This window comes from Sphingomonas sp. PP-CE-1G-424 (assembly GCF_004341085.1).
GTDB lineage: Bacteria > Pseudomonadota > Alphaproteobacteria > Sphingomonadales > Sphingomonadaceae > Sphingomonas.
Genome location: NZ_SLXW01000001.1, coordinates 197,606 through 223,097, shown reverse-complemented (window position 1 = coordinate 223,097; position 25,492 = coordinate 197,606). Strand labels below are relative to the sequence as shown.

The window sequence follows — 25,492 nt, the reverse complement described above, 5'->3', positions numbered from 1 at the left end:
CAAGCGGGCGTGCAACCTGTGGTCAAGCGCAAGGGCTTCGGCTAACCCGCGCGCTACAGGAACCCGGGGGAGTTTGGCGCATGGTGAAGATGGGGACGGTCTGGGATCGCACGATCGAGGTGCTCAACGGGCGCACCGGCATGATCGCACCGATCGCGCTGCTCGGCATGCTGCTGCCCAGCGTGATCCGTGACGGCTATGTCGCGTTCGCCGCACCGGGGACGATGAGCTTCGCGCTGATCGGAAGCATCCTCGCGATCGGGACGCTGATCGCGATGCTCTGGTCGCAGCTGGCGATCGTCGCGATCGCGACCGATCCCGCCACCGATGCCGCGTCCGCGCGCCGAGATGCTGGTGCACGCGTGCTTCCGGCGCTCGGCATCACCGTCCTGATCACGCTGGTTGCGGCACTCCTCGTGGTGCCGCCGATGATCGTCCTGATCCAGTCGGGGTTCGATTTCACCGCCGCCGCCAATGGCCGCAGCGCGCAGATGACTCCGCCGAGCGCTGGCGTGGCAGGGTTCATCGCGCTGTACAGCCTCGCGTATCTTCTGGTCGCGATCTGGATCGGCGCGCGGCTGGTGCTGCTCAACCCGGTCATCCTCAACGAACGGCTCGGGATCGGCGCGATCCGCCGCTCGGTCCAGCTGACCAGGGGGCTGACGTGGCGGATCATCGGCGTGCTGATCCTGTTCGCGATCGTCATGCTCGTCTCGACCTGGGCCGCGCAGTCGGTGACCGGAATCGTCTTCCGCCTCGCGCTCGGCGCCGACGGGATCGGCACCGCGACCTTCCTGTCGGGTGTCGCCGCGACGATCGTCACCACCGCCTTCACCGCGCTCGCCGCCGTCTTCACCGCGCAGCTCTATGTCGCGACCAGAGAGAAACACGCCGTTCCATGAAGCTCGATTTCGCGACCGTTCTCACCGACGCATGGACGCTGTTCAAGCGCGACCGCGACCTGTTGCTGCGGATCGCCGCGCCGTTCCTGTTCCTGCCCGCGTTCGCGCTCGCGCTGGTCGTCCCCGATCCGCCGATGCCCGATGCGGCGGCGGGCAACAACGAGGCGCAGGCGCTGGTCTGGGCCGACGCGGTGCAGACCTGGGCGGCGGCGCATGGCGGCTGGTATCTGCTCACCTATGTGATGAGCTTTTTCGGGACGTCGCTGTTCTACGCGCTGTACCTCGACCGCGAGCACCTCGACTTGCGTGCAAGCCTGACGCGGTGCCTGCGAATCTTCCCGCGCTTCCTGCTGGCGATGGTGATCGTCTCGCTGCCGGCCGGCGCAGGGCTGCTGCTGTACGCGATCCCCGGCCTCTACATTCTCGGCCGGACGATGCTGACCGGCCCGGCGCTGTTCGCGGAAGCCCCGCTCGGCGCTCTCGGCGCGATCCGCCGCAGCTTCACGCTCAGCCGCGGGTCGGGGTTGCCCCTGATGGGGCTGGCCGCGTTCAGCTACATCAGCGGCTGGCTCGTCGGCGCGCCGTTCATGATGCTCGACAAGGCGCTGCGTGAAGCGGGCGAACCCAACCCGGTCGCGCTCGCGATCGTCGATGCGGGTGCGGCTGTGGCGGCCATGGCAGCCGGCATCGCGATGGCCCTGATCGCCATCTCCGCCTACCGCCGCCTGGCGCGGTAGGGGCCGGCCTCCGCCAATGTCTGCGGAGGAGGCACGCACCAACTGCTCCCTCTTCCCTCCGGGGAGAGGGTTGGGGTGAGGGGTTGGGGCAGTTGCCAGCGTTTCCGCCTGGGGCGCCCCTCACCCCGCCCCTCTCCCCAAGGGGGAGAGGGAGTTTCGGTTGCGACCTCTTCGACGCCCGACTTCTCGGCTTCGTAGTGCGCCTGCTGCCTTTATGCTCGCGGGGAAACACGTCTCACGCTTACCCCCGCTTCTCCAGATACGGAATCTGCGGCGCCGTCTCCGGCGGCAGCAACCCGGAAGCCCGCGGGTCCGGAAACGTCTCGATCGTCCGCTTCACCGCCACGAACCCCTGCGCCCGATAAAACCCCAGCGCGCTCGGATGATCGAGCGTGCAGGTATGTAGCCAGACCCGCTCCACCCCCTTGGCCCAGGCCCGCGCGCAGGCCTCGGCCATCAGCCACCGCCCATGCCCTTGCCCGGCCAGTTCCGGGATCAACCCGAAATACGAGATCTCGCACGCGCCCGCCTCGCGGAAATCGAGTTCGAGCATCCCGACCTCGATCCCCGCCGGATCGAGCACCGCATACACCGCGATCCCCGGATCATGGACGATCGCCGCCAGCGCATCGTCCGCCATCACCAGCCGCGAGAACCACAGCCAAGGACTGCCCACCCGCCGGAACAGCGCGCGGTATTTCTCCAGCGCCGGCCGCTCCCATCGTACCAGCCGCAACCGCGATCCCGGGCTCGGTCGCAACGGCGGTCGTTTGCGCATCTCCAGCGTCGTGACGATCGTCGCGAGGACGTCGTCGGCAACCGGGATCAGCGCCACATCAAGACCACGTAGCGCGAGGCGGCAGGCTCATCAGGATCGCGTCGATGTTGCCGCCGGTCTTGAGCCCGAACAGCGTGCCGCGATCATAGACGAGGTTGAACTCGGCATAGCGCCCACGCCATTCGAGCATCCGCGCCTCGTCGGCGGCATCGAACGGCGTATCCATCCGCCGCCGCACGATCCGCGGATAGGCGTCGAGGAACGCCTCGCCGACATCGCGCGTGAACGCGAAGTTCGCGTCGAAATCGCCGTCGAGATGGTCGAAGAAGATGCCGCCCGCACCGCGGCTCACTTTCCGGTGCGGGATGTAGAAATAGGTCTCCGCCCAGTCCCTGAACCGCTCGTAATGCGCCGGATCATGCGCATCGCACGCCGCCTTCATCGTCGCATGAAAGTCCGCGGTATCCTCCTCGATCGGCAACGGCGGGTTGAGATCGCCGCCGCCGCCGAACCAGCGCTTGGTGGTGTTGAGGAAGCGGCAGTTCATGTGCACCGCGGGCACATGCGGGTTGGCCATGTGTGCGACCAGGCTGATCCCGGTCGCGAAGAACCGCGGGTCATCGCCGGCCCCGTGGATCGACTTGGCGAAGTCGCCCTCGAACGTGCCGCCGACGGTCGAGACGTTGACGCCGACCTTCTCGAAGACCTTGCCCTTCATCACGCCGCGCACGCCGCCACCGCCGGGTTCGCCTGAAGGATCGATTCGGTCCCACGGCGTGTAATCGAAGCTCGCGTCGGAGCCGGCCTCCCGCTCGATCGCCTCGAACTCCGCGCAGATGCGATCGCGCAGGGATTCGAACCAGGTTCGGGCGGCGGCTTGCTGGGGGTCGAGATCGGTCATGGGAGCGTCTCTACCAAATCCCCCGCGCGACGGGGAGGGCGCACGGTCGATCGAGTCCGCCGTCCGTCTGCAAACACCGTCATCCTGACGAAACCCGCGCTCTAAAAGACGCGCCCACAAGTTCCGTCATCCTGACGAAAGTCAGGATCCAGAGCCACGAAAGGCGGCGTTCGTTACCCTGGATCCTGACTTTCGTCAGGATGATGGCGTACGTGAGGAAGCACCACGCGCCATCGCTAAACCGGCCAGCCACCCGTCTGCCGCAACGCCTCGGCCGCAACGATCCCCGTCGCCACGGAGATGTTCATCGACCGCAACCCAGGCCGCATCGGGATCAGTACCCGCACGTCGGCCCGCGCATGCACGTCCTCCGGCACGCCCGCCCCCTCGCTCCCCATCAGCAACACGTCGTCCTCGCGAAACTTGGCCACATCCAGCCGCACCGCGCCCTTGGTCGTCAGCAACACGATCCGCCCGCTCACCTGCGCCCGGAACGCGTCCCAATCGACATGCCGCACCACGTCGACCGCGCCGACATAATCCATCCCCGAGCGCGCGACGGCCTTCTCGCTCCAGGTGAATCCCATCGGTTCGATCAGGTCGACGCCGATCCCCATGCACGCGGCGGTCCGCAGGATCGCGCCGACATTTCCGGCGATATCGGGCTGATAGAGAGCAATACGCATACCCGATCCTCTAGCGCGCCGAGGCTCCGGAGGTAACCCAAAGCAAAATGCAGTTGGCAAACCCGCGCCCCGCCGTCTATCAAAGCGCAGCCTCCGTGGGGACGGTCGGACGGATTGGGGATATGGTTTCGCGAAACCGAAAGCCCAGCCCGTCACGAAAAAATAACGTGCAAGGGCGAGATGAATGGCGACAGTCGACGACATGGTTCCCCCCGGCGAATCGCCAGAGCCGTTTCACGAAGAGGCCCATGATCCTCGCCGCCGTGATTTCATCAATATCGCCGCCGTCTCCTTTGCAGGCGTAGGCGCGGTCGCGATCGTCCTGCCGCTGATCAACCAGATGAACCCGAGCGCAGACGTGCTCGCACAGTCGACCACCGAGATCGACTTGTCGAAGATCCTTCCCGGCCAGGCGATCAAGACGTCGTTCCGCAAGCAGCCTTTGTTCGTGCGCAACCTGACGCCGAAGGAAATCTCGGAAGCCGACGCGGTCGATATTTCGACCTTGCGCGATCCGCAGACGCTCGAGCAGCGCACCAAGGCGGGCAAGAAGAACTGGCTGATCACGCTGGGCGTCTGCACCCACCTCGGCTGCGTCCCGCTCGGCGCGGGCGAGGGCGAGAACAAAGGGCCGTTCGGCGGCTATTTCTGCCCATGCCACGGCTCGTCCTACGACACCGCCGCGCGTATCCGCAAAGGCCCCGCTCCGTCGAACCTCCACGTTCCGGACTATGCCTTCAATTCCGACACCGTCGTCACGGTAGGCTGAGGAAAACGACATGAGCTTTCCCTGGGCCAAGCAATACGAACCGAAGCTGCCGCTGACGCGGTGGCTGGATGAGCGGCTTCCCGTTCCCCGGCTCGTCTACAATTCACTCGGCGGCGGCTATCCCGTCCCGCGCAACCTCAATTACTTCTGGAACTTCGGCGTACTCGCCGGCGCCGCGCTGGCGATTCAGATCGTCACCGGCATCGTCCTGGCGATGCACTACGCCGCCAACGGCCTGGTCGCATTCGACTCGGTCGAGAGCATCATGCGCGATGTCAACGCAGGCTGGTTCCTGCGCTACGCACACGCCAACGGCGCCTCGATGTTCTTCATCGTCGTCTATACGCACATCTTCCGCGGGCTCTATTACGGTTCGTACAAGGCACCGCGCGAGATGGTGTGGCTGCTCGGCGTGGTCATCTTCCTGCTGATGATGGCGACCGCATTCATGGGCTACGTGCTTCCCTGGGGCCAGATGAGCTTCTGGGGTGCGCAGGTCATCACCGGGTTCTTCTCGGCAATCCCGCTGGTCGGCGACACCATCCGCATCTGGCTGCTCGGCGGATTCGCGCCGGACAATGCCGCACTCAACCGCTTCTTCTCGCTGCATTATCTGCTGCCGTTCGTGATCGCGGGCGTCATCATCCTGCACATCTGGGCGCTGCACATCCCCGGCTCGAACAACCCGACCGGTGTCGACGTGAAGGGCGAGCAGGACACCGTCCCGTTCCACCCCTATTACACGGCGAAGGACGGCTTCGGGCTCGGCATTTTCATGCTGATCTTCGCCGGCCTGCTGTTCTTCTTCCCGAACTATCTCGGCCACCCGGATAATTACATCCCGGCCAACCCGCTCTCGACGCCCGCGCACATCGTTCCCGAATGGTATTTCTGGCCGTTCTACGCGATCCTGCGCGCCTTCACCGCGGACTTCATCCTGCCGGCGAAGCTCTGGGGCGTGCTGGCGATGTTCGGCTCGATCCTGCTGCTGTTCTTCCTGCCTTGGCTCGACAGCTCGCCGGTCCGTTCGATGAACTATCGGCCCAAGGCGCGGATCGCGTTCTGGGTGCTTGTCGCCGACATCCTGATCCTCGGCTATTGCGGCGGGGCACCGGCGACGGCGACCTATGTGATCCTGAGCCAGATCTGCGCGGCCTATTACTTCGCGCATTTCCTGATTATCCTGCCGCTGATCTCGCGCTCCGAGCGTCCGCGGCCGCTGCCCAACTCGATCACCGAGGCCGTCCTGGCCAATCACGGTGGCACGAGCCCGGCCCAGGCCGCGCTGTCGACGGCTTCTGCGCCGCATACCGCGCACTGATACGAACTAGAGGACACACACATGGTTCGTCTCATCGCATCCCTGGTCGGCGCGGCCTTCGTGCTGGTGCTCGGCATCGCGCTGTTCGGCAGCGTCTACGGGGCCATTACCGACCCCGTCGCGGCCACCGCCGAGAGCGAGTATCATCTCCATCCGAAGGAGCTGGACCTCGCCTCGAACGGCGTGTTCGGCAAGTTCGACCGTCGCCAACTCCAGCGCGGGTTCCAAGTCTACAAGGAAGTCTGCGCCGCCTGCCACTCGCTTCGCCTGGTGGCGTTCCGCGACCTGCAGAAGATCGGCTATTCGGAGCCCGAGGTTAAGGCGATCGCCAACCAGTGGGTCATCGAGCAGCCATCGATCAACCCGGAGACGGGCGAGGCGGCGACGCGGAAGAACATCCCGTCGGATCACTTCCCGCTGCCGTTCGCCAACGACGTCGCCGCCCGTGCCGCCAACAACAACGCGTTGCCGCCCGACCTGTCGCTGATGACCAAGGCGCGTCAAGATGGCGGCGCGTACATCCACTCGCTGCTGACCGGCTACCAGCCGCAGTCGGCGAAGATGTTGAAGGAATTCCCGGACATCAAGACGCCCGAGGGTCTGCATTACAACCCGTATTTCGCGAACCTCAACATCGCGATGCCGCCACCGCTGACGTCGGATGGCCAGGTCGGCTATGCGGACGGCACGAAGGCCACCAAGGAGCAGATGTCGACCGACGTTGCGGCGTTCCTGACCTGGACCGCCGAGCCTAACCTCGAGGCACGCCATGCCGCCGGGTTCGCGTCGATCATCTTCATCCTGATCTTCTGCGGCCTCGCCTGGGGCGCGTACCAGAACGTCTGGCGCGACGTTAAGCATTGATGACGGCCCGGCTCCCGCGGTAAGGGTGCACGGATAGAGGGAGCGGCGGACGGGCAAACAGCCTGATCCGCCGCTTTCCTTTTGGCCGTAGCGCCGCGCCGCAATACGGCCGCCGCTTCGTGCGAAGAAGGGAACGTCCATGTCCGAGACCAAAGAGCGCAACGCCGATCTGAAGGCGCTGATCCGTACCATTCCGGACTTCCCCAAGCCCGGCATCCAGTTCCGCGACATCACGACTCTGCTGCTCGACCCGCACGGCTGGGCGACCGCGATCGAGCGGATGGTCGCGGCGGTCTCCGGCCCCGTCGACCTGGTCGCCGGCATCGAAGCCCGCGGTTTCCTCTTCGCCGCCGCGCTCGCCGCACCACTCAAGGCCGGCGTCCTGCTGATCCGCAAGGACGGCAAGCTCCCCGGCGCCACCATCGCCGAGGACTATGCGCTCGAATACGGCACCGACCGCATCGCGATCCACGCCGACGCCTTCGCCCTGGGGGCGCGCGTCCTGCTGGTCGACGACCTGATCGCCACCGGCGGCACCGCCCGCGCCGCCGTCCGCCTCCTCCACAAGGCCGGCGCGGTCGTCACGCAAGCCCAGTTCCTGGTCGACCTCCCCGACCTGGGCGGCGCGGACGCACTGCGCACCGACGGCATCGAAGCAACCGCCCTGATCCACTTCCCCGGCCACTGACGGCCCCCCGACGGCACGTCACCAAATTCACCACCTCCCCGGCGGAGGCCGGGGCCCAATTGGGGAACGCTGCTAACGGATGACTGTGCACCGTTACCTCTTTCGTCCCTATTGGACCCCGGCCTCCGCCGGGGAGGTGATATAGTCGCGGCTTGCATCATGGGTTAAGCACAGCCGGCTGCGACACATGGTCGGGTCGAACAGATCCCGCTCGCGCCAGCCCCAAACCGCGTCAGACCCCATTCATGGAACTCGCGATACACCGACTCCGTTGTACGACGAATAGCGGCGCGTTGTGTCCGCTCTCCACGTACGGGAGACTCCCCATGTTTATGAAACGCTTCGGCATCATCGGCCTAGCCTTGGGCCTCGGACTCGGCGTCGCAGGCTGTACCGACGGGTACGGCTATGGCGGCGCGGGCGTCGGCTACGCCAGCGATCCCTATTACGGCGGCGGGGGCTACGGCGACGGTTATTACGGCGCGGGCTATGGCGGACTCGGCGGCGGGCTGGGCGGTGGGTATGGCGGCTACGGCCTTGGCGGGCTGAACTCCTACTACGGCTGGAGCGGCGACTATTATTATCCCGGCTCGGGCGTCTACGTCTACGATCGCTATCGCCGCCCGCACCGCTGGAACGGCAACCAGCAGCGCTATTGGCAGGGTCGCCAGCAGTATCGCGGCAACGGCTTTGACGGGCGCGGCAACTGGGGTGGGTTCGCCAACCGCGGGGACCGCGGCAATCGTGGCCGAGACGGCGGCTGGCGCGGTAATCGCCCGGGCAATCCCGGCACGCCCGGTCAGGGCCAGTTCGGCAACCGCGGTCCCGGCCGCGGCTGGGATCGTGGACGTGGTCCCGATCGCGGCCAGTTCGGTCAACCCGGCCAGCCTGCGCAGCCCGGACAAGTCGCCAACCCCCAGCAGCCACAAGCGCAAGGCGGCTTTCGCGGCAATCGCGGCGACGGTGCGTTCCGAGGCAATCGCGGCGGCGGCGGCCAGCGCTTCGGCGGTGGACGGCAGGGAGGCGGTAACCGCGGCGGCGGTCGTCCGTCGCGATAACTGGGAAACGTTGGGTTCACGCGAAGGCGCGATGGCGCGAAGAGAAGGTTTAGATTTCGCACAGAGGCGCAGAGGCGCAGAGGCGCAGAGAGTTACTCGGTGCTAGTGCGGCGAGCCTTTGCGGTGGCAGCGAAGCTCACCCAAGGCTCTGCCATCCTAAAACCTCTCCGCGCCTCTGCGCCTCCGCGCGAACAGACCTTCTCTTCGCGACTTTGCGCCTTCGCGTGAATCAATACTCGATGACAGCCAGCCGCCCCTTAGGGCCAAAGCTCGCCAATCAATCGGCCGGCGCATCCGTGGGGCGCGTCGCGACGAGGCCGTTAGAGACGAACGTCATCACCATAACGTCGTCCTGATTGAACACCCGCATCCGGCTCTTGAAGATCCCCATCTCCGGCCGGCTCGCCGACACCCGCTTCTCCAGGATATCGGTCTCGCAGCGCAGAGTATCGCCCGGATATACCGGCTTGATCCACTTCAGCTCGTCGATCCCCGGCGACCCGAGTCCCGCCTGCCGGTTCTCCTTCAGGTGCGCGACCAGCATCGACATCACCATCGCGCACGTATGCCAGCCGCTCGCCGACAACCGCCCGAAATGCGTCTGCGCGGCTGCCTCGTCGGACAGGTGAAACGGCTGCGGATCGTATTTCGCGGCGAAGTCCATCACCTCCTCGCGCGTGACCGCGTAGGAACCGAACGACGCGGTCCGACCGACCTCGATATCCTCGAAATACTGCACAACCTCTCCTCTTATCGTTGCAGCACCTTCTGGAAGGGTGCGTCGGTGCCGTCCAGCCCTGCCTCTGCCGGCAACCCGATCAGGTCGCGCAGCAGGGGCTCGATCGCGACATTGTCGAAGCTCGGAATGGTCTTGCCCGCCACGAACGCCGGCCCATTGGCGATGAACAGCGCCCGCATTTCCGGCGCCATGTTGTCATAGCCGTGCATCCCGCCGATCGAAGCCTTGGTCGGCGCGCTCGGATCGACCCGCCAGCCGACATCGGCAAGGCACAGATAGCTCGGCACGCGCGGATTGCGCCCATAATGGAACCGCGCCGGGATCTCCCCCTTGTGCCAGCATTGCAGATGATCGTGCGGCTTCAACAACCGCGCCTCCAGCGCCGCCTCATGTCCCGGCACCGCGAACAGTGTCGCGTACGGCCCGGTCTCGACGGTGCGATAGTCCGCCTTGTCCGCGATCGTATCCAGCGCCACGACCCGCGAGCTGCTCGTCGCCGCCATGCCATGATCCGCGACGATCACCAGGTTCGCCCGCTGCCCCAGCGCGGCCAGCCCATCGACCAGCGCGCCGATGCTCGCATCGACATCCGCCACCGCCTGAGTCACCCCAGCGCTGTCCGGCCCACCCGCATGACCCGCGCTGTCGACCGTATCGAAATACAACGTCACCAGTTTAGGCCGGATCGCGGCCGGCCGCCGCATCCAGTCGAGCACCGCGTTGACCCGCTGCGTTCCCGACACCTGCTGGTTGAACTGCTGCCAGTCCTCCGGCCGCGTCCCCCCCTCGATCGCGCCGTGGCTGTCCGGCTTCACCTTGCCGCCGACCGCGACATTCGCGCCCGGCCAGAACATCGTCGCGGTCCGGATGCCCGCCTTCTCCGCATCGACCCAGATCGGCGAGCTCTCGCTCCACCAGAACGGATCGTCGGTCGCCATCGTGAACGTCTCGCCCGGCCGCGCGGGATCCTCCATCTTGTTGCCGACGATTCCGCTGCGATCGGGCCGAAGCCCCGTCACCAGCGTCCAGTGATTGGGAAAGGTGATGCTCGGAAACGACGGCCGCATGCTCGCGAACACGCCGCCCGCGCGCAGCCGGTTGAGGTTGGGAGTCACCCCCCGGTTGAGATAATCCGGCCGGAAGCCATCGATCGACACGAGAATCGTCACCGGCGTCCGAGACTCGCCCGGCACCGCCGCCGCCGCCATCGTGGTCGGCGCAGGTGCAGTAATCGGCGCAAGGGCAGGGGGCGTATACGGATAGGCACATCCGGCGAGCGTCAGCCCGAGTGCAGAACCGAGGAGTGCCAGCGCGTTCTTCATCATAACCGTTCGTCCCGAGCAGGTGGCGACTTCGCGCAATCCCTACTCGGCACGAACGGCGAGCGAAAGCGACCGTTTGCATGGGCTAGCGGGCCGTCCAAGGGGAAGCACCACCCCGGCGAAGGCCGGGGCCCAGTTGGGGAACGTTGCTGAGAGGCGTAGCGCGCCGTTACTCCCACCTACCCAACTGGACCCCGGCCTCCGCCGGGGAGGTAAAGGAGGTACGGGGAAGGTAAGGAGAGGTGGCCGCCTGCAACACTCAGCACGAGCCGTCGGTCTACAACCCCACCGCCAGCTTGCTGAACAAAGTCCAGCTCACCGGCGTCTTCCCATACGCCGCCTCCAGCGCCGCCGGCTTGGCATACGCCGCCACCGTCCCGCCAAGCGCCAACCCAAGCGGCCCGACGATCGGCAGCCGGTACGCATACCCGACCTCCGCCTTCGTAACCCGGAACTTCCGATCGTGCAGAGGATCGCCCTCGTCCGGAAAAAGCTCGTCGTTCGCCACATTCTCGACCCTGCCAAACACCGCATGCCGCGTCGTCAGCTCATACGTTGCCTCCGCCAGAAACGCGCTCAGCTTTTCCCCCGGCACCCGGTCCTTGAGACTATACCCAAACGTAGTCGCCAGCCCACCCCGCGCATATTGCACACTCGCGGTCGAGCGGTTCTCGTCCTCGCCCGGATGCTGCGCCTCGGGCTCCTTCAGCCGCCCATGGCTCACCTGCACCGCCCAGAACGGCGACGGCGTCCACGTCCCCCGCACGCTCCACGAATCGAGCCGCGGCGTCTCGATATTCCAGCGATGCTCGTCCGGCTCGCGCCCCTTGAACGCCGACGCCTCCAGCTGGAACGCGGGCGTCGCATACCCCGCCGTCACCACGCCGTAGGTGATGTGCGTCGAATCGAACCAGTGATGCGTGATCGGCGACATCGGCTGATACCGCGCCGACCCCCGGTGCATGAACGCGCTCGGCCCCAACGCCGGCTCGCCGACCGGCCCGCCATACAGGAACACCGTGTCGCCGTTCCCGAGCCGATAATCGACCTTCGCGGCCAGCTCCATGAACAGGTCGTGCGGATGTTGCCGATTGACCAGCGGCCGGTCGTTCGCCAGTTCGCCGGTCGCAAACAAGTTTGTGTAGCCCCGCGCGCCCATCAGCGGCTCGAGGCTGTTCATCGTCCGCAGCTGGATATGGAACCGGTCGCCCAGGTCGCGATCCGCCATCAGCATCGCCATCGACTGCACGAACGCCTCGCTCTTCCCGCGCGGCCCCCCCTGGTCGGTCGCGACGCCCCACGCATAGCCATGCGCCATCAGCATCCACTCGCCCGCCTGAACCATATACCCACGCATCGGTCCCTCGGCCGCCGGCAGCCGCGACGTCCCGCTACCCTGGCTGTAGAAGCCCGCGGACGTCCCCATCGCCATCCCGGCCATCGCCGAGCCCGCCGGCATCTTCGCCACTGCCGCATCTGACGCCGCGCGGTAAGCCGGGTCGGCAATCATAGAGTGCCCCATCGGAGCATGGTTCATTGCGCCATGATCCATCTGGGCATGGTCCAGGGCCGAATGATTCGTTGGAGCGTCAGGCATCGGCCCCTGCTCCATCGGCATCGTGGACATGGCCGGCGTCGCGCCCGGTGCCGATGCGGCATGCTGGTCGATCGCTCCATGCTCTTCGGACGCATCTGCGTGAGTTGCCGGCGTCGGCTCGGCAGCCGTGGACTTGGTCCTTGGGTGGGCGCGCGTCGTCTTATTGGTCTTATTGGGCCGCACGCGCGCGTCCGGCATCGGCATGGTCATGCCTGCACCATGTTGCGCAGCCGCGGCATGGGGCAGGCACAGCGCCGCGGCACTCGCCGCGAGCAGCATCGATCGTGTCATCGTCTGAAATCCCGATAAAGCATGAATGCCAGGGTGCGGATGCACCCGACGATCATGCGGTTCGGGGTGGTGGCAGCGCTGGGGCGGCGGTCATGCCGATGTCGAATACGGCGGCTCGCTCGACCGGTACGGCGGCCGCGGCCGGCGGGACGGGATCGATCTGCGCTGCGGTCCAAGCCGAAGGCGGAATGCAACCGATGCAACCGTGCGGCGCGACCGCTTTGTGATCGGTCTCTTGTCCCATGCCGTCCGTGGGCGCGCCTGCCATCGCCGGCATCGCATGCGGAGCCGCCGTCGATTTGCCATGACACGCCGCGGGCGCTGCGGCGGGAAGCGCGAATGCCGCAAACAGAAGCACCAGGAAAAACCGCATCAGCATATGATCCGGGTAAGGACGCACCGCCGCGCGATCAACCCCGTTGCTCGGTGGCGTGTCCGATCGGGCCGTGATCGGCTTGCCACCGTTTCCGGCAAGCGCGACAGCGTCGGTATCATGATCGTGTCATCCGAATGCCGTACGCGCCTCCTGGCCTGCGCTGGCTTGCATGCCTGCATTCATCCGAAATATCCGCTAATCGGCCGGATACGCGGGCCCGCCGGACTGCGCGGACTTGAACGCGGTACAGCGTATGCGGCAGGAGTAATGGCATGACTCGTCCTCTCGAACTTCATCCCGACCGGCTGTTCCCCGCCGATCCGACCACCCGCGACATCGCCCGCGCGCTGTATGCGGAGATCGCCGACCTGCCGATCGTCAGCCCGCATGGCCATACCGATCCGACCTGGTTCGCGGACAATCGCAACTGGACCGACGCGACGTCGCTGCTGCTGGCACCCGATCATTATCTGTTCCGGATGCTCTACAGCCAGGGCGTCGATCTCGATGCGCTGATGATCCCGGGCAAGGATGGCAAGGCGACCGCCGATCCGCGATCGGCATGGCGGACGCTTGCCGCGCACTACCCGCTGTTTCGCGGTACGCCGTCGCGGATGTGGCTCGATCACGTGTTCGCCGAGGTGTTCGGGTTCGACGTCGCGTTCGAGCCAGCCACCGCGGACCTGTATTTCGACACGATCGGCGAGAAGCTCGCGACCGAGGCGTTCCGTCCGCGTGCGCTGTTCGACCGGTTCCGGATCGATTTCCTCGCCACCACCGAAGGCGCGCACGACAGCCTCGACGCGCACCACCGCATCCAGGCAAGCGACTGGAACGGCCGCGTCGTCACGACCTATCGGCCCGACGGCGTGATCGACGTCGAGCACGAGCAGTTCGCCGGCGCGCTGCGGCGCTTCGGTGAAATCACCGGCGAGGACGTGTATGACTGGCAGGGCTATCTCGCTGCGCACCGCAAGCGTCGCGCCGATTTCCGCGCGGCAGGCGCGACCGCGACCGATCACGGCCACCCGACCGCCGCGACCGCGAACCTGTCGACGCCCGAGTGCGAGGCGTTGTTCGCGCGCATAACCGGCAACGCCTGGACCGCTGCCGACGCCGAGCTCTTCCGCGCGCAGATGCTGACCGAGATGGCAGCGATGAGCATCGACGACGGCATGGTCATGCAGATCCATCCCGGCTCGGTCCGCAACCATAATGCCGGGCTGTTCGCCAGCCACGGCCGCGACAAGGGCGCCGACATTCCCGGGCGCACCGATTACGTCCATGCGCTGAAACCGCTGCTCGACCGGTTCGGCACCTCAACCGAGTTGTCGATCATCCTCTTCACGCTCGACGAGAGCGTCTACGCGCGGGAGTTGGCGCCGCTCGCGGGCCATTATCCGTGCCTGAAGCTGGGGCCGAGCTGGTGGTTCCACGACAGTCCGGAGGGCATGCGGCGGTTCCGCGAGATGACCACCGAGACCGCCGGCTTCTACAACACCGTCGGCTTCAACGACGATACGCGCGCGTTTCTCTCGATCCCGGCGCGGCATGATGTCGCGCGGCGAGTCGATTGCGGCTTCCTCGCGCGGCTGGTCGCCGAGCACCGGCTGGAGGATTGGGAGGCCGCCGAACTCGCGCACCAGTTGACCAGCGACCTCGTGCGCAAGGCGTACCGGCTGTGAGGCTGTCCCGCGCCAATCTGGCGGCCCTCGCCGACGACGTCGCGCAGCCCGCGGCGTCGGATGCGCCCGTGCGGCGGATCGTCCATCTCGGGATCGGTGCGTTCCACCGCGCGCACCAGGCGGTGTACACGCAGGATGCGATGACGCCCGACGATGGCTGGCGGATCACCGGCGTCTCGCTACGATCGCCGCAGGTCCGCGATACGCTCGCGCCGCAGGACGGTCTGTACACCGTGACCGAGCGATCGAACGGTGCGACCTCGACCCGGCTGATCACCGCGATCGACACGGTGCTGGTCGCCGCCGAGGACCCACGAGCGGTGATCGCCGCGCTGGCGGACCCAGACACGCATGTCGTCACGCTGACCGTGACCGAGAAGGGCTATTACCGGCATCCGGCAAGTGGCGCGCTGCTGACCGACGATCCCGCGATCGCCAACGATCTCGGCGGCGGCGTGCCACGGACGATCTTCGGCTATCTCGCAGCGGCACTCGAGCGGCGGCGCAACGCCGGGGCAGGGGGGCTGACATTGGTCTCGTGCGACAATCTGTCCGGCAACGGCACGCTGTTGATGAGCCTGCTGACTGCGTTCGTCGACCACCGCGATCCCGATATGGGCGCGTGGGTCCGCGCGCATGTCGCGGCGCCCGATACGATGATCGACCGGATCGTGCCGGCGTCGACGCAAGCCGAGCGCGCGAGCGTGGCGGCGGCGATCGGCGTCGACGATGCCGCCGCGATCGTCACCGAGCCGTTCCGCCAATGGGTAATCGAGGACCGCTTCGCCGGCCCGCGCCCGGCCTGGGAGACCGCGGGCGCGCAGATCGTCGACGACGTCGCGCCGTTCGAACTCGCCAAGCTGCGGCTGTTGAACGCGAGCCATTCGACGCTCGCCTATGTCGGTCTCCAGCTCGGCCACGCGTTCGTCCACGAGGCGATTGCCGATCCGGTGCTGCGCGCGTTCGTCATCGCGCAGATGCAGGAGGAGGCGGTGCCGAGCCTGACCGCCGCGGCGGGGCTCGATCCCGACGCGTATATCGACGCGATTCTCGATCGCTTCGCCAACGCCGACCTGCACCACCGGCTCGATCAGATCGCGATGGATGGATCGCAGAAGCTGCCGCAACGCTGGATCGCGACGGTGACCGACCGACTGGCGAAAGGGCTGGATAGCCCGCGGCACAGCCTGAGCCTCGCCGCTTGGATCGCCTACACCGCGGACGCCCCAGGTATCTCGGACGATCCGTTGCGTGATCGCTTCGCCGCGATCTGGGCGGAGTCGGCCGGCGATCCGCGCCAGCTCGTCGCGCGCTTCGTCACCGAGCTCGGCATATTCCCCGCGCAGTTCGACGACGCGGCGATCATCGACTCGCTCGCCCAGTCCGTTGCGACATGGCGTGCGGAAGGTCCACGGGCCGCGCTGCTACCAGCGGTAGGGGAGTTCGACGCATGACCGGCACGGTGCTCTGTTTCGGCGAGATGCTGTTGCGCCTCGCCGCACCCGATCGCGGGCATCTGTTCCAGGAAGCACGGCTCGACGCGCATTTCGGCGGCGCGGAGGCGAACGTCGCGGTCGCGCTCGCCAGGCTCGGCGAACCCGCCGCGGTGATCACGACTTTGCCACACGGATCGCTTGGCGACGCAGCACTGGAGTCGGTCCGCGCCGCCGGCGTAGACGTTGCGCGCGTAAAGCGCACCGATGGCCGGCTCGGCCTGTATTTCCTGTCGCCGCCGAGCGGTCCGCGGGGCGCGCACATCGTCTACGACCGCCTAGACAGCAGTTTCGCGGTGGCGCCGTCCAAGGCCTATGATTGGCCCGCCATGCTGGACGGCGTGGCCTGGCTGCACCTGTCGGGGATCATTCCCGCGATCGCTCCCGAGGCGGCACGGCTGTCGCTCGACGCGATCGCAGCGGCGAGAGCGGCGGGCGTGCAAGTCTCGTTCGACGGCAATTTCCGTGCGAGCATGTGGGCGCGCTGGTGCGTCGATCCACAACAGATCCTGCTCGACCATGTCGCCGGCGCGGACCTGCTGTTCGGCAGTCACCGCGACATCTCGCTGTTGCTCGGCAAGGACTTTGCGGGCGACACCCCCGAAGCCCGGCGGCGCGCGTGCGAGGCGGCGTTCGCGCGGTTCCCCAGCCTGACCTGCATCGCCTCGACCGCGCGCCGGGTCATCGATGCCGACACGCACGAACTGTCCGCCCGCGTCGATCGTCGCGACGCTGCGTTCGAAACCGAGACGATTCTCGTCACCCAGATCGTCGACCGGATCGGCACCGGCGACGCGTTCGCCGCCGGCGTGCTGTCGCGCCTCGACGAGGGGTGCGAGGCCGCCGCCCGCTGCGGCCTCGCAATGGCGGCGTTGAAGCACGCGACCGTCGGCGATCACAGCCGGACGACGCCCGCTGATCTCGCCGCGTTCACCGGAGCGCCCGCCGACGTTCGACGCTGACCTCAACCGGGGTTCGGCGTTTCCGAAACCGGGGTGAGCGCCTTGCCGGTGTCGAACCAGGCGCGGATATTGTCGACGACGAGCTTCCCCATCGCCTCGCGCGTGTGCTGCGAGGCCGAACCGATATGCGGCAGCAACACCGTGTTGGGCAGTGCACGCAGGCTGTCCGGCACGTTGGGCTCGTCGGCATAGACGTCGAGGCCCGCAGCCAGAATCGTCCCGTCCTGCAACGCCGCGATCAGCGCGTCCTGATCGACCACGCTGCCACGCGCGACGTTGATGAAGATACCGTCCGGGCCGAGCGCGGCGAGGACGGCGGCGTCGACTAGATGCTGCGTCCCCCGTCCGCCGGGCACGATCGCGATCAGCACGTCGCAGGCGGCGGCCAGCGCGACCGGCGTCGCATGATAGTCATAGCCTATGTCCGACTGCCGCGAGCGGCCGTGATAGGCGACCGCGACGCCGAACGCTTCGAGCCGCCGCGCCACCGCCTTGCCGATCGCGCCGAGCCCGAGGATGCCGATCCGTCGTCCGCGCAATGTCGGCGACAGCGGGAAAGGACCTTGCCCCCATGCGCCGGTACGGACGTGGCGATCGGCCTGCGGGATGCGGCGCAGCGTCGCGAGCAGCAGGCCGAGCGTCAGGTCGGCGACCTCCTCGTCGAGCACGCCGGGCGTATTGGTGACGACGATCCCGCGCTCGGCGGCGGCGTTCGCATCGATGCCGTCATAGCCGACGCCGAAATTCGCGACGATCTCGAGCGCGGGGAGCCGGTCGAACCAGTCGCTGCCGATCCGCCCCGCCAGCGAACTCGCCGCGAGGCCGCGGATGCGGGGCGCGACGGTCGCCAGGAAGGCATCGGGGTCGGCATGGTCGCGCAACTGGTGGACGACGAAGCGCTCGCTCAACGCCGCGGCGACGCTCGGAAGCATGGGCGCGGGTATCAGTATCTCTGGTCGGGTCATGCCGTGGCTTTAGGCGTTACCCGGCGCGCCGGCATCCCCTTTTGCAGCGCCGACCGTTCAGCCGGGGATTCCCCAATTGGCTTCCTCGTTGGCCGCCGCCGCGGTCTTGACGAGATGTTCGACATAGTTCTGGAAGATCGGGACGGTGAACGTCACCAGCGTCGGCTCGCCCTTGGGCTCCTTGAACGTCAGGATGACGAACCGCTGGCCGTCCTCGTCGAGCACGAGGCCCGCTTCCATCGCGCCGGGGCCGCTGGGGGTGATGACGGTCGCTGCCATGTGTCTCGCCTTTACGAAATGTCCGTGGTTATCGCCGAGTGCCTTAGCGACGCTTGCCGCCAAGCAGAAGGATCACACGCGGTAGCGCGCTTCGAGCAGATCCAGTTCGCGCATCATCTTCTGCGCGGTGGCGCTGCCGATCCGCCGGTCGCGGACCCGCTCGACGACCGAGGCGCGTTCGGCCTTGATCCCCGCCAGCCTGAACGTGCGCTCGAGCTGGTCCTGGAGTCGCGCCTCCGCCGATGCCTTGGCCGACCCGGTGCGGCTCTCGATCCGCTCGCGGTACAGGTCCATCACCCGGGTCCCCGCCGCGGAATAGAAGTCGGCATTGCCGTCACGCTCGGCCAGATCGTGTTGCGCAACCTCGATCGCGCCGATCGCCGCCTCGGCCGCCGCGACCCGGGCGGCATCCTCCTCGGCCTGCAACGAGGGTTCGGGTGGCATGGTCAGGCCGTTGAGCAGGATCGGCAAGGCGATGCTGGCGACCGCGAGCGACACGATGATCACTCCGGCGGCGAGGAAGATCGCGAGATCGCGCGCCGGAAACGCGGTGCCGTCGGTCATCGTCAACGGGATCGTCAGGACACCGGCCAGCGTGATCGCGCCGCGCACGCCGGCCAGCGACATCGCCGCCACCAACCGCCAGTCGGGGCTGTATTCAGGCTTCTCCGAGCCGCGATGACGCCGCCTCAGCAGCGTCAGTCGCAGCGAAACCCACACCCAGCCGAACCGCAGCGTCGCCAGCCCCGCGACGATCGCCAGCACGTACAGGCCGAGCCACCACGTGCCGTGATGCCCGGTCAGCAGCACCGTCGCCTTGGCCCCGGCCAGGATCGCGGGAAGCTGTTCGCCGAGCAGCACGAAGATGATGCCGTTGAGCGCGAACTGGATCGTGTCCCACACCGAGTTCCGGCGCATCCGGGTGGCGGCCAGCGCCTGCCGCGAGATTTCCGCGAAGGTCATCGTCACGCCCGCCGACACCGCCGCGAGGATCCCCGAGGCGTGCAGATGCTCGGCCATCAGATAGGATCCGAACGGGATCAGCAGGCTGACTAGGATCTGCGACCCTGGCTCCTCGCCGAACCGTCGCGATACCCACGCCTTCGCGCGCGTCGCGGCGAGCGTGACGAGGACGCCGACGGCCAGGCCGATCCCCGCGACCCAGACGAAATTCGTCGCCGCCGCGGACGCGGAGAACGTACCCGTCAGCGCCGCGGCGATCGCGAAGCGCAGGCAAACCAGCCCCGACGCATCGTTCAGCAGCGACTCGCCTTCGAGGATATGCATCATCCGCTTGGGGATCGGCACGCGCGCGGCGATCGCCGAGACCGCGATCGGATCCGTCGGGGACACCACCGCCGCCAGCGCGAACGCGACCGCCAGCGGCATCGCCGGGATCATCCAGTGGATGAAGAACCCCATCCCGACCACCGTCAGCAGGACCAGCCCGAGCGCGAGTTCGACGACCGTCGACAGATCCTTGAGCAGTTCGTCCTTCGGAATCCGCCAGCCATCGAGAAACAGCAGCGGCGGCAGGAACAGCAACAGGAACAACTCGGGATCGAGCTCTACGCGATACGAGGTCGACAGCCCGATCACCGCGCCGAGCAGGATCTGCACCAGCGGGGTCGGCACCGACACCGGCACCATGCGCGACACCGCGCCGCTCATCACCACGGCAAGCAACAGGAACAGGACGATCGATACGGCTTCCAAACGGCACTCCCAGCGTCGGCTCACACGTCAGTACCGGGCACGGTCGGGGTAGAACAACCCCGCACGGACCGAGCCGCGCAGGAACACGTGGCCTTCGATGCGACGTTCGGGCACAATCTGGCGTTCCAGCGCTCGCTGGCCACACGCTTTGAGATCGGGACAATGCATGGGCGACAGCGAGGCAGAGACAGGTTCGGGGAGGGCAGGGCCGCTCGTCGGCGTCGTGGTCATCGAGTTCGATGCGATCGGGCCGGTACCCTTCGCCGCGATGATGCTTGGGGACATGGGGGCGGACATCGTCCGCATCGTCCGGCCGGGCCGCACGTACAGCGCCAGCGCGGATGGGCCGGCCTTGGGGCGGGGACGGCGGACCGTGGAACTCGATCTCAAGACGCCCGTGGGGCGCGCCGATGCGCTGGCGCTTGTCGCGACCGCCGATGCGCTGCTGGAGGGGACGCGGCCGGGCGTGATGGAACGGCTCGGGCTTGGCCCCGTGGACTGCCATGCTGCCAATCCGACGCTGGTCTACGGCCGGATGACCGGTTGGGGGCAGACCGGACCGCTGGCGCAGGAGGCAGGGCACGACATCAACTATCTCGCGCTGACCGGCGTGCTGCACGCGATCGGCCCGGCGGAGCGTCCGATACCGCCGCTCAATCTGGTCGGCGATTATGGCGGCGGGGCGATGATGCTCGCGCTCGGCGTCGTCGCGGGTGTGCTGTCCGCACGCGGCGGGGGAGCGGGCCGGGTGGTCGATGCGGCGATGACCGACGGCGCCGCGTTGCTGTCGAGCCTGTTCTACACGCTCGGCGCAGTGGGGCAGTGGGACGACCGGCGCGCGGCCAACCTGCTCGACGGCGGCGCGCCCTTCTACCGCTGTTACGCATGCGCGGACGGCAAGCATGTCGCGGTCGGCGCGATCGAGCCACAATTCTTCGCCGCCTTGCTCGCCGGGCTGGATGTCGCGGACTGGCGCACGGTACAGCACGAACGCGCCCGCTGGCCCGACATGACGGCGGCGTTCGAAGCCGCGTTCGCCACGCGTCCGCGCGATGCCTGGGCGGACCATTTCGCCGGCACCGATGCCTGCGTCACCCCCGTCCTCGATCTCGCCGAGGCACCGCACCACCCGCACAACGTCGCGCGTGGGACCTTTATCGATGGCTACCCGGCGCCAGCGCCGCGCTTCGCCGCCGCGGTCTCGAACCAGCGCTAGATCATCGGCCTGCTCACGGCGTGCCGACCAGCGCCTGTCGGATCGGCTCGACCCAGCGGTCGTGATCGATATCGTAGACGATGAAATCGCTGTCGAACTGCCAATAGGCCCAGGGGAAGCCGTGCGCTTCGGCGGCCTTGTCCCAAAAGGGCACGATCACCGCTGCCGAGGCGGGCAGCGACGTTCCGATCGGGGTTTTGGACCTTCTATTCGCATGGCACTCGACGACAGCGCGAGCTTGCGGCCATTTGCGCAGCTAAGGCTGATCAGCGATCAGCGAGTGTCGGCGAGGTGGAGTGCTGGTCGGTCGGAGTTCGTGCCTGCGGGACGGACTGAAACGATCTTCGGGACGCACCCGCTCACCAGCTGCTCGGCGACGAGTGGCCAGCCGGTGATCCCCCAGTCGACCGGTGACTCTTCCCGAACGATCTGGTCATGCCCGAGATCATCGTCGAGTACGAGGTCCAGCAGCGACAATTGGGTGCGTTCGCGTGCGCAGAAAAAGACGCGGACCTTTGGCCGTGACGTTCGGCGGTCGTTGGGCATGGTGACGGCCAGCCGGTTGGAACTGAGATACACCAGCAGACCGGGCGGGTAGACGCCGATCGTCTTCATGAAACCCAGAAGCAGTTCGCGATCGAAATTCCCGTCCCAGTCGTACATGCGGCCGATCGCCTCCTCGGCTTTCCAGGCGGCCTTATAGCTGCGGTTGGAGGTCAAGGCGTCGTAGACATCGCAGATTGCAGCGATGCGGGCGGCCCGGCTGATCTGACCGTCCTTGAGGCCGTATGGATACCCCGAACCGTCGAGCCGTTCGTGGTGGTGACGACACACGTCCAGGACGACGGCCGACGCACCGGCATGCCGGCTGAGTAGCCGATAGCCTTGCTCCGGATGGGTGCGGACGAGCGCGAATTCGGCGTCGGTCAGCGGACCCGGCTTCTGCAGGATCTTGTTGGGGACGACGATCTTGCCGATGTCGTGCACCATGCCGGCAACACCATAGTCGAAGACCTCGCTCTCCGGCATGTCGAGATGCCGCGCAAAGCTCGTCATCAACGCGCTCACCGCGAGCGAATGCACATACGTGTATTCGTCCAGCTTCTTCAGTCTCGTGACGGCGATGAGCGCATAGGGATTGCGCGCCACGGAGGCCATCACCTCCGCCACCAGCGGCGCGAACGCAGTCAGCCGGACCTTCTCGCCGGCATGCGCTTCGGCGAACAGGCGCTTGATCTCACGCGCGGAATGCTTGACGAGCGCTACGGCGCGTTCCCGTTCCTCCGCGAAACCGTGCCGTCGTTGAACGGCGAGCAGCGGTGGAGACAGCAGTTCGGGCCCGGCGACCGAGTCGTCGCCATCCTCGCTCGCAGCCCCGTTATCGGCGCTATCGAGCGCCAAGCCCCGTCCTTCGTCGATAACGACGCCGGTGACGGAGCTTTCGCGAATGCGTGCGAGATCTTTCGCGTCGGTCAGGTGAAAACGCGGAAGCCAGAAGGGATGGTCGAGCCAGGATCCTTCGAACCGGTGCACGAACATGCCAAGCGTTACCTGGTCGCGCCGAATGCGTCGCAACACGTCCTGTCTCCTTTCAAGCACTTCTGGGATACAGGCATGAAGGAAGCGTTATGCCGTTACCGTCCGCCTCGCGCGATTTACTTACAATCGTGTCGCTGGTCTGATTGAACGGGCGTGTATTCCAGTATTGCGCCGAACCTAGTTCCGCGCGTTCGTGCAGACGGGCCTACGCCGCGCGTGCGACTGCAGTGCTAGTTCGAAGGCAAGATCGCGATCGTCGGCGAGGAGCCCGTCGAGCCTTGTGACCGACCGCCGCTCAGCGAGCAGCATCCCGCGGATCAGAAGAGTTTCGCGTATCCCCATCCGTCCCCGTGCAGGCGATCCGTCATTCGGTGTCCTCGAACGTGACCCTTGCCGTGAAGGCGAGTTGCAGCACCTGCGCCACGGTCCGGAGCTTGAGCTTCGTCATCATCTTGGCGCGGTGGATCTCGACGGTGCGGGGGCTGAGCGCGAGCCGGCTGGCGATGATCTTGTTCGGCCAACCGCCGATCAGGCCATTGAAGACCGAGCGTTCGCGGGGCGACAAGCTGTCGATCCGCGCGCGCGCAAGGCGGGTCGCGGCCCCTACGTCGTCACGCTGCTGCGTGCGCTCGACCGCGGCGGCGAGCGCACGCAGCAGCTGCCTGGCGTCGACCGGCGACTCGAGAACGTCGGTCGCGCCGGCTTTCATCAATTCGACGGCAAGATTGGTTTCGCAGGTATCGACGATAACGATCGGGACGACCGCGGACTGGCGTTCGACGATGTCCTTCAGGATCATGAATTCGTCGACGGCCGGGCGGCTGACGTTGATCAACAGGATCGCTGCCAGCGCCGGGTCGTGATGCATCGCAAACGTCTTAAGATCTGCCGCGATCGCCGAAAGGCCCTGGAGCGGCAACGCGATGGCGTCGCCTGCGACGTATATCGGTAGCGCAGCGTCGGCGCCGAACGGGCTCCAGATCGGGGGTCCCAAGGGATCTCCCCCCTTGCTGCACGGTGCGGGCAAAACACAATCGATTGTGGCCGCGGCTACGGGAATGGCCGAACAGTCCGTGGTGCCGTCGTCCGAACGATCGGTCAGGCGGACGGTAGCAGCAGTATTACGCATCGCCGGTTCCCCTTTGTGCCCGCATGTAACGGAAATCCGGCGTTTATGTCATCAGATCACTATAAGATATCTAATTTATGTTATTAACATAGGTTGTAAATAAATTCCTCACGCGCCGGTGCCGAAGCTTTTTACCAGGGATCCGGCGACTAGAGCCCATCCGTCGACCAAGACAAAAAAGATGATCTTCATTGGTAGCGATATCGTTGGCGGTGGTAGCATCATCATGCCCATCGCCATCAATACTGCCGCAACCGCGAGGTCGATCACGAGGAACGGGATCAGCAGTAGAAAACCGATCTCGAACGCGCGGCGCAATTCCGAGATCATGAACGCCGGCATCAGCGTCGACAGGCCGGTGTCGGCCCGCGCGACCGGTGGCTTGTGCGCGAGTTCGGTGAACAGCGCGAGATCCTGATCGCGGACCTGGGACAGCATGAAGCGGCGGAACGGCTCGATGGTCCGGTCGAAGGCTTGGGTCTCCTGGATCTTTCCTGCGGTGTACGGCTGGACGCCGTCATGCCACGCCTGTTCGAAGGTCGGCGCCATCACAAAGAACGACAGGAACAGCGACAGACTGATGATGACGGGGTTGGGCGGCACGCCCTGCGCGCCGAGTCCGGTGCGGAGCAACGACAGCGCGACGACGATGCGCGTGAACGACGTGACGGTCATCAGGATGCCCGGCGCGAGGCTCAGCACCGTGAGCATCAGGATGAGCTGGATCGCGCGCGCCGACAGACTGCCCTGGCCGAACGTCACCGATGCGCTCTGCGCCATCGCCGCGGTCGGTGCAAACAGCATCGCCGCGCCGAGTATGAGCGCCACTGCGCTGCGCTTACGCATTGAACCACGCCTCTTCGAGTGACTTGCACAGCACGGGACTGTGCGAGCCTTCCGCCTGTTCGAGATCGGCGATCGCCTGCGCCTCCTCGTCCGCACGAACGATGCGCGTTTCGAGGATGGTGGCGCGGTCGGGGTGGAGCACGAACAGATGTTCGCGGTCGTCGCGGCGGACGAGGATGATCGACCGCTTGCCGTCGATCTGGATGCGTTCGACCAGCTCGACGCGGCGGCCGAGCTTGACGCCGACCCGGCCGGGCAGCGCGATATCGTAGCGGCGGACCAGCCACAGCGCGGCCGCGAGCATGCCCAGCACGACGCCGAGACCGCCCATCGTCCGCAGCAGCGCGGCGATATCCATCAACGATGCTCCCGCGGGATGACCTGGGTCACTTCGAGCGACATCTGGTCTTCGTCGACCAGCACGCGGCCCTTCGCGACCAGCTTGCCGTTGACATAGACCAGGGTCGGGTCGTCGTGACCGCAATCCAGCGCGATCATCGCGCCGCGCCCCATCGCCAGGATCTGGCGGATCGGCAGATTGGTCGATCCCAGGACGATCGACAGATCGATGGTGATATCCTCGAGTACGGACATGAATGTTCCTTCCTTGAGGCCATCATAGGAAAGAATTGC

Annotated in this window: 27 protein-coding genes; 11 read left to right on the top strand and 16 right to left on the bottom strand. The window is 66.5% G+C overall.

Features of this window, described 5'->3' with window-relative positions; all coding sequences use genetic code 11:
* Positions 1-80: 80 nt before the first annotated feature.
* Both C8J43_RS01080 and C8J43_RS01075 read left to right on the top strand, forming a co-directional pair.
* A complete protein-coding gene (locus C8J43_RS01080; RefSeq protein ID WP_133029404.1) occupies positions 81-902 on the top strand; it encodes a hypothetical protein in 822 nt (273 codons plus the stop codon).
* Positions 899-1,639: a hypothetical protein gene (locus C8J43_RS01075; protein ID WP_133029403.1), complete on the top strand. Its 741-nt coding sequence runs from the start codon at positions 899-901 to the stop codon at positions 1,637-1,639. Before C8J43_RS01080 ends, C8J43_RS01075 begins: the two co-directional genes overlap by 4 nt.
* A 241-nt stretch (positions 1,640-1,880) precedes the next feature.
* On the opposite strand, the gene C8J43_RS01070 is transcribed toward C8J43_RS01075, so the two are convergent.
* The 3 genes from C8J43_RS01070 to C8J43_RS01060 all read right to left on the bottom strand — a co-directional run bounded on the left by C8J43_RS01070 (position 1,881) and on the right by C8J43_RS01060 (position 4,004).
* Positions 1,881-2,474, bottom strand: coding sequence for a GNAT family N-acetyltransferase (locus C8J43_RS01070; protein WP_133029402.1), 594 nt, complete (start codon positions 2,472-2,474; stop codon positions 1,881-1,883).
* A 1-nt stretch (position 2,475) separates the two neighbouring features.
* On the bottom strand, positions 2,476-3,318 hold the full coding sequence (gene hemF, locus C8J43_RS01065) for an oxygen-dependent coproporphyrinogen oxidase (RefSeq protein WP_133029401.1): 843 nt from the start codon (positions 3,316-3,318) through the stop codon (positions 2,476-2,478).
* A gap of 236 nt (positions 3,319-3,554) precedes the next feature.
* The gene (locus C8J43_RS01060; RefSeq protein WP_133029400.1) at positions 3,555-4,004 is read right to left on the bottom strand and encodes a tRNA (cytidine(34)-2'-O)-methyltransferase; all 450 of its coding nucleotides are present in this window, start codon (positions 4,002-4,004) and stop codon (positions 3,555-3,557) included.
* Positions 4,005-4,206: 202 nt separating this feature from the next.
* Between C8J43_RS01060 and petA the strand changes: the two genes are divergently transcribed.
* The 5 genes from petA to C8J43_RS01035 all read left to right on the top strand — a co-directional run bounded on the left by petA (position 4,207) and on the right by C8J43_RS01035 (position 8,704).
* A complete protein-coding gene (gene petA / locus C8J43_RS01055) occupies positions 4,207-4,773 on the top strand; it encodes a ubiquinol-cytochrome c reductase iron-sulfur subunit (RefSeq protein ID WP_133029977.1) in 567 nt (188 codons plus the stop codon).
* Positions 4,774-4,783: 10 nt separating this feature from the next.
* Positions 4,784-6,094 carry a cytochrome b/b6 gene (locus C8J43_RS01050; protein ID WP_133029399.1) on the top strand — a complete coding sequence of 437 codons (1,311 nt, stop codon included), beginning with the start codon at positions 4,784-4,786 and terminating at the stop codon, positions 6,092-6,094.
* Between the two features lie 21 nt (positions 6,095-6,115).
* Positions 6,116-6,958, top strand: a complete 843-nt coding sequence (locus tag C8J43_RS01045; RefSeq protein ID WP_133029398.1) for a cytochrome c1 — start codon at positions 6,116-6,118, stop codon at positions 6,956-6,958.
* A gap of 139 nt (positions 6,959-7,097) precedes the next feature.
* Positions 7,098-7,646 carry an adenine phosphoribosyltransferase gene (locus C8J43_RS01040; RefSeq protein ID WP_133029397.1) on the top strand — a complete coding sequence of 183 codons (549 nt, stop codon included), beginning with the start codon at positions 7,098-7,100 and terminating at the stop codon, positions 7,644-7,646.
* A 326-nt stretch (positions 7,647-7,972) separates the two neighbouring features.
* Positions 7,973-8,704 carry a hypothetical protein gene (locus C8J43_RS01035; protein ID WP_133029396.1) on the top strand — a complete coding sequence of 244 codons (732 nt, stop codon included), beginning with the start codon at positions 7,973-7,975 and terminating at the stop codon, positions 8,702-8,704.
* Positions 8,705-8,981: 277 nt separating this feature from the next.
* On the opposite strand, the gene C8J43_RS01030 is transcribed toward C8J43_RS01035, so the two are convergent.
* The 4 genes from C8J43_RS01030 to C8J43_RS01015 all read right to left on the bottom strand — a co-directional run bounded on the left by C8J43_RS01030 (position 8,982) and on the right by C8J43_RS01015 (position 13,026).
* Complete coding sequence (locus C8J43_RS01030; protein WP_133029395.1) at positions 8,982-9,443, bottom strand: MaoC family dehydratase; 462 nt, start codon at positions 9,441-9,443, stop codon at positions 8,982-8,984.
* Positions 9,444-9,454: 11 nt separating this feature from the next.
* Complete coding sequence (locus tag C8J43_RS01025) at positions 9,455-10,768, bottom strand: ectonucleotide pyrophosphatase/phosphodiesterase (protein ID WP_133029394.1); 1,314 nt, start codon at positions 10,766-10,768, stop codon at positions 9,455-9,457.
* 274 nt (positions 10,769-11,042) lie between these two features.
* Positions 11,043-12,653 carry a hypothetical protein gene (locus tag C8J43_RS01020; RefSeq protein ID WP_133029393.1) on the bottom strand — a complete coding sequence of 537 codons (1,611 nt, stop codon included), beginning with the start codon at positions 12,651-12,653 and terminating at the stop codon, positions 11,043-11,045.
* A 52-nt stretch (positions 12,654-12,705) separates the two neighbouring features.
* A complete protein-coding gene (locus C8J43_RS01015; protein WP_133029392.1) occupies positions 12,706-13,026 on the bottom strand; it encodes a hypothetical protein in 321 nt (106 codons plus the stop codon).
* A 275-nt stretch (positions 13,027-13,301) separates the two neighbouring features.
* On the opposite strand from C8J43_RS01015, the gene uxaC reads away from it, so the two are divergent.
* Genes uxaC through C8J43_RS01000 form a run of 3 tightly spaced genes read left to right on the top strand, consistent with a single transcriptional unit; the run spans position 13,302 to position 17,169 of the window.
* Positions 13,302-14,714 (top strand): glucuronate isomerase, encoded by a 1,413-nt coding sequence (gene uxaC, locus C8J43_RS01010; RefSeq protein WP_133029391.1) that lies wholly within the window; start codon positions 13,302-13,304, stop codon positions 14,712-14,714.
* Positions 14,711-16,168: a mannitol dehydrogenase family protein gene (locus C8J43_RS01005; RefSeq protein WP_243645353.1), complete on the top strand. Its 1,458-nt coding sequence runs from the start codon at positions 14,711-14,713 to the stop codon at positions 16,166-16,168. The genes uxaC and C8J43_RS01005 overlap by 4 nt, the downstream gene beginning before the upstream one ends.
* Positions 16,165-17,169, top strand: a complete 1,005-nt coding sequence (locus C8J43_RS01000; RefSeq protein WP_133029390.1) for a sugar kinase — start codon at positions 16,165-16,167, stop codon at positions 17,167-17,169. The genes C8J43_RS01005 and C8J43_RS01000 overlap by 4 nt, the downstream gene beginning before the upstream one ends.
* A 2-nt stretch (positions 17,170-17,171) precedes the next feature.
* Here C8J43_RS01000 and C8J43_RS00995 read toward each other — a convergent pair whose 3' ends face one another.
* The 3 genes from C8J43_RS00995 to C8J43_RS00985 all read right to left on the bottom strand — a co-directional run bounded on the left by C8J43_RS00995 (position 17,172) and on the right by C8J43_RS00985 (position 20,129).
* Entirely contained in the window at positions 17,172-18,134 is a 963-nt protein-coding gene (locus C8J43_RS00995; protein ID WP_133029389.1) for a 2-hydroxyacid dehydrogenase, read from the bottom strand.
* 57 nt (positions 18,135-18,191) lie between these two features.
* Positions 18,192-18,413 carry a hypothetical protein gene (locus tag C8J43_RS00990; RefSeq protein WP_056055529.1) on the bottom strand — a complete coding sequence of 74 codons (222 nt, stop codon included), beginning with the start codon at positions 18,411-18,413 and terminating at the stop codon, positions 18,192-18,194.
* A gap of 72 nt (positions 18,414-18,485) precedes the next feature.
* Positions 18,486-20,129, bottom strand: coding sequence for a Na+/H+ antiporter (locus C8J43_RS00985; RefSeq protein WP_183129065.1), 1,644 nt, complete (start codon positions 20,127-20,129; stop codon positions 18,486-18,488).
* 166 nt (positions 20,130-20,295) lie between these two features.
* On the opposite strand from C8J43_RS00985, the gene C8J43_RS00980 reads away from it, so the two are divergent.
* Positions 20,296-21,345 carry a CaiB/BaiF CoA-transferase family protein gene (locus tag C8J43_RS00980; RefSeq protein WP_133029388.1) on the top strand — a complete coding sequence of 350 codons (1,050 nt, stop codon included), beginning with the start codon at positions 20,296-20,298 and terminating at the stop codon, positions 21,343-21,345.
* Positions 21,346-21,358: 13 nt separating this feature from the next.
* On the opposite strand, the gene C8J43_RS00975 is transcribed toward C8J43_RS00980, so the two are convergent.
* The 6 genes from C8J43_RS00975 to C8J43_RS00950 form a co-directional block, all read right to left on the bottom strand.
* The gene (locus C8J43_RS00975; protein ID WP_243645352.1) at positions 21,359-21,505 is read right to left on the bottom strand and encodes a hypothetical protein; all 147 of its coding nucleotides are present in this window, start codon (positions 21,503-21,505) and stop codon (positions 21,359-21,361) included.
* 113 nt (positions 21,506-21,618) lie between these two features.
* Positions 21,619-22,923: an HD-GYP domain-containing protein gene (locus C8J43_RS00970; protein ID WP_279388818.1), complete on the bottom strand. Its 1,305-nt coding sequence runs from the start codon at positions 22,921-22,923 to the stop codon at positions 21,619-21,621.
* A 325-nt stretch (positions 22,924-23,248) separates the two neighbouring features.
* Positions 23,249-24,013 (bottom strand): LuxR C-terminal-related transcriptional regulator, encoded by a 765-nt coding sequence (locus C8J43_RS00965; protein ID WP_133029386.1) that lies wholly within the window; start codon positions 24,011-24,013, stop codon positions 23,249-23,251.
* 108 nt (positions 24,014-24,121) lie between these two features.
* Positions 24,122-24,859, bottom strand: coding sequence for a flagellar type III secretion system pore protein FliP (fliP, locus tag C8J43_RS00960; RefSeq protein WP_060527123.1), 738 nt, complete (start codon positions 24,857-24,859; stop codon positions 24,122-24,124).
* Positions 24,852-25,217 carry a flagellar biosynthetic protein FliO gene (locus C8J43_RS00955; protein ID WP_121885450.1) on the bottom strand — a complete coding sequence of 122 codons (366 nt, stop codon included), beginning with the start codon at positions 25,215-25,217 and terminating at the stop codon, positions 24,852-24,854. Before C8J43_RS00955 ends, fliP begins: the two co-directional genes overlap by 8 nt.
* The gene (locus tag C8J43_RS00950; protein WP_056055559.1) at positions 25,217-25,453 is read right to left on the bottom strand and encodes a FliM/FliN family flagellar motor switch protein; all 237 of its coding nucleotides are present in this window, start codon (positions 25,451-25,453) and stop codon (positions 25,217-25,219) included. Before C8J43_RS00950 ends, C8J43_RS00955 begins: the two co-directional genes overlap by 1 nt.
* Positions 25,454-25,492: the final 39 nt, after the last annotated feature.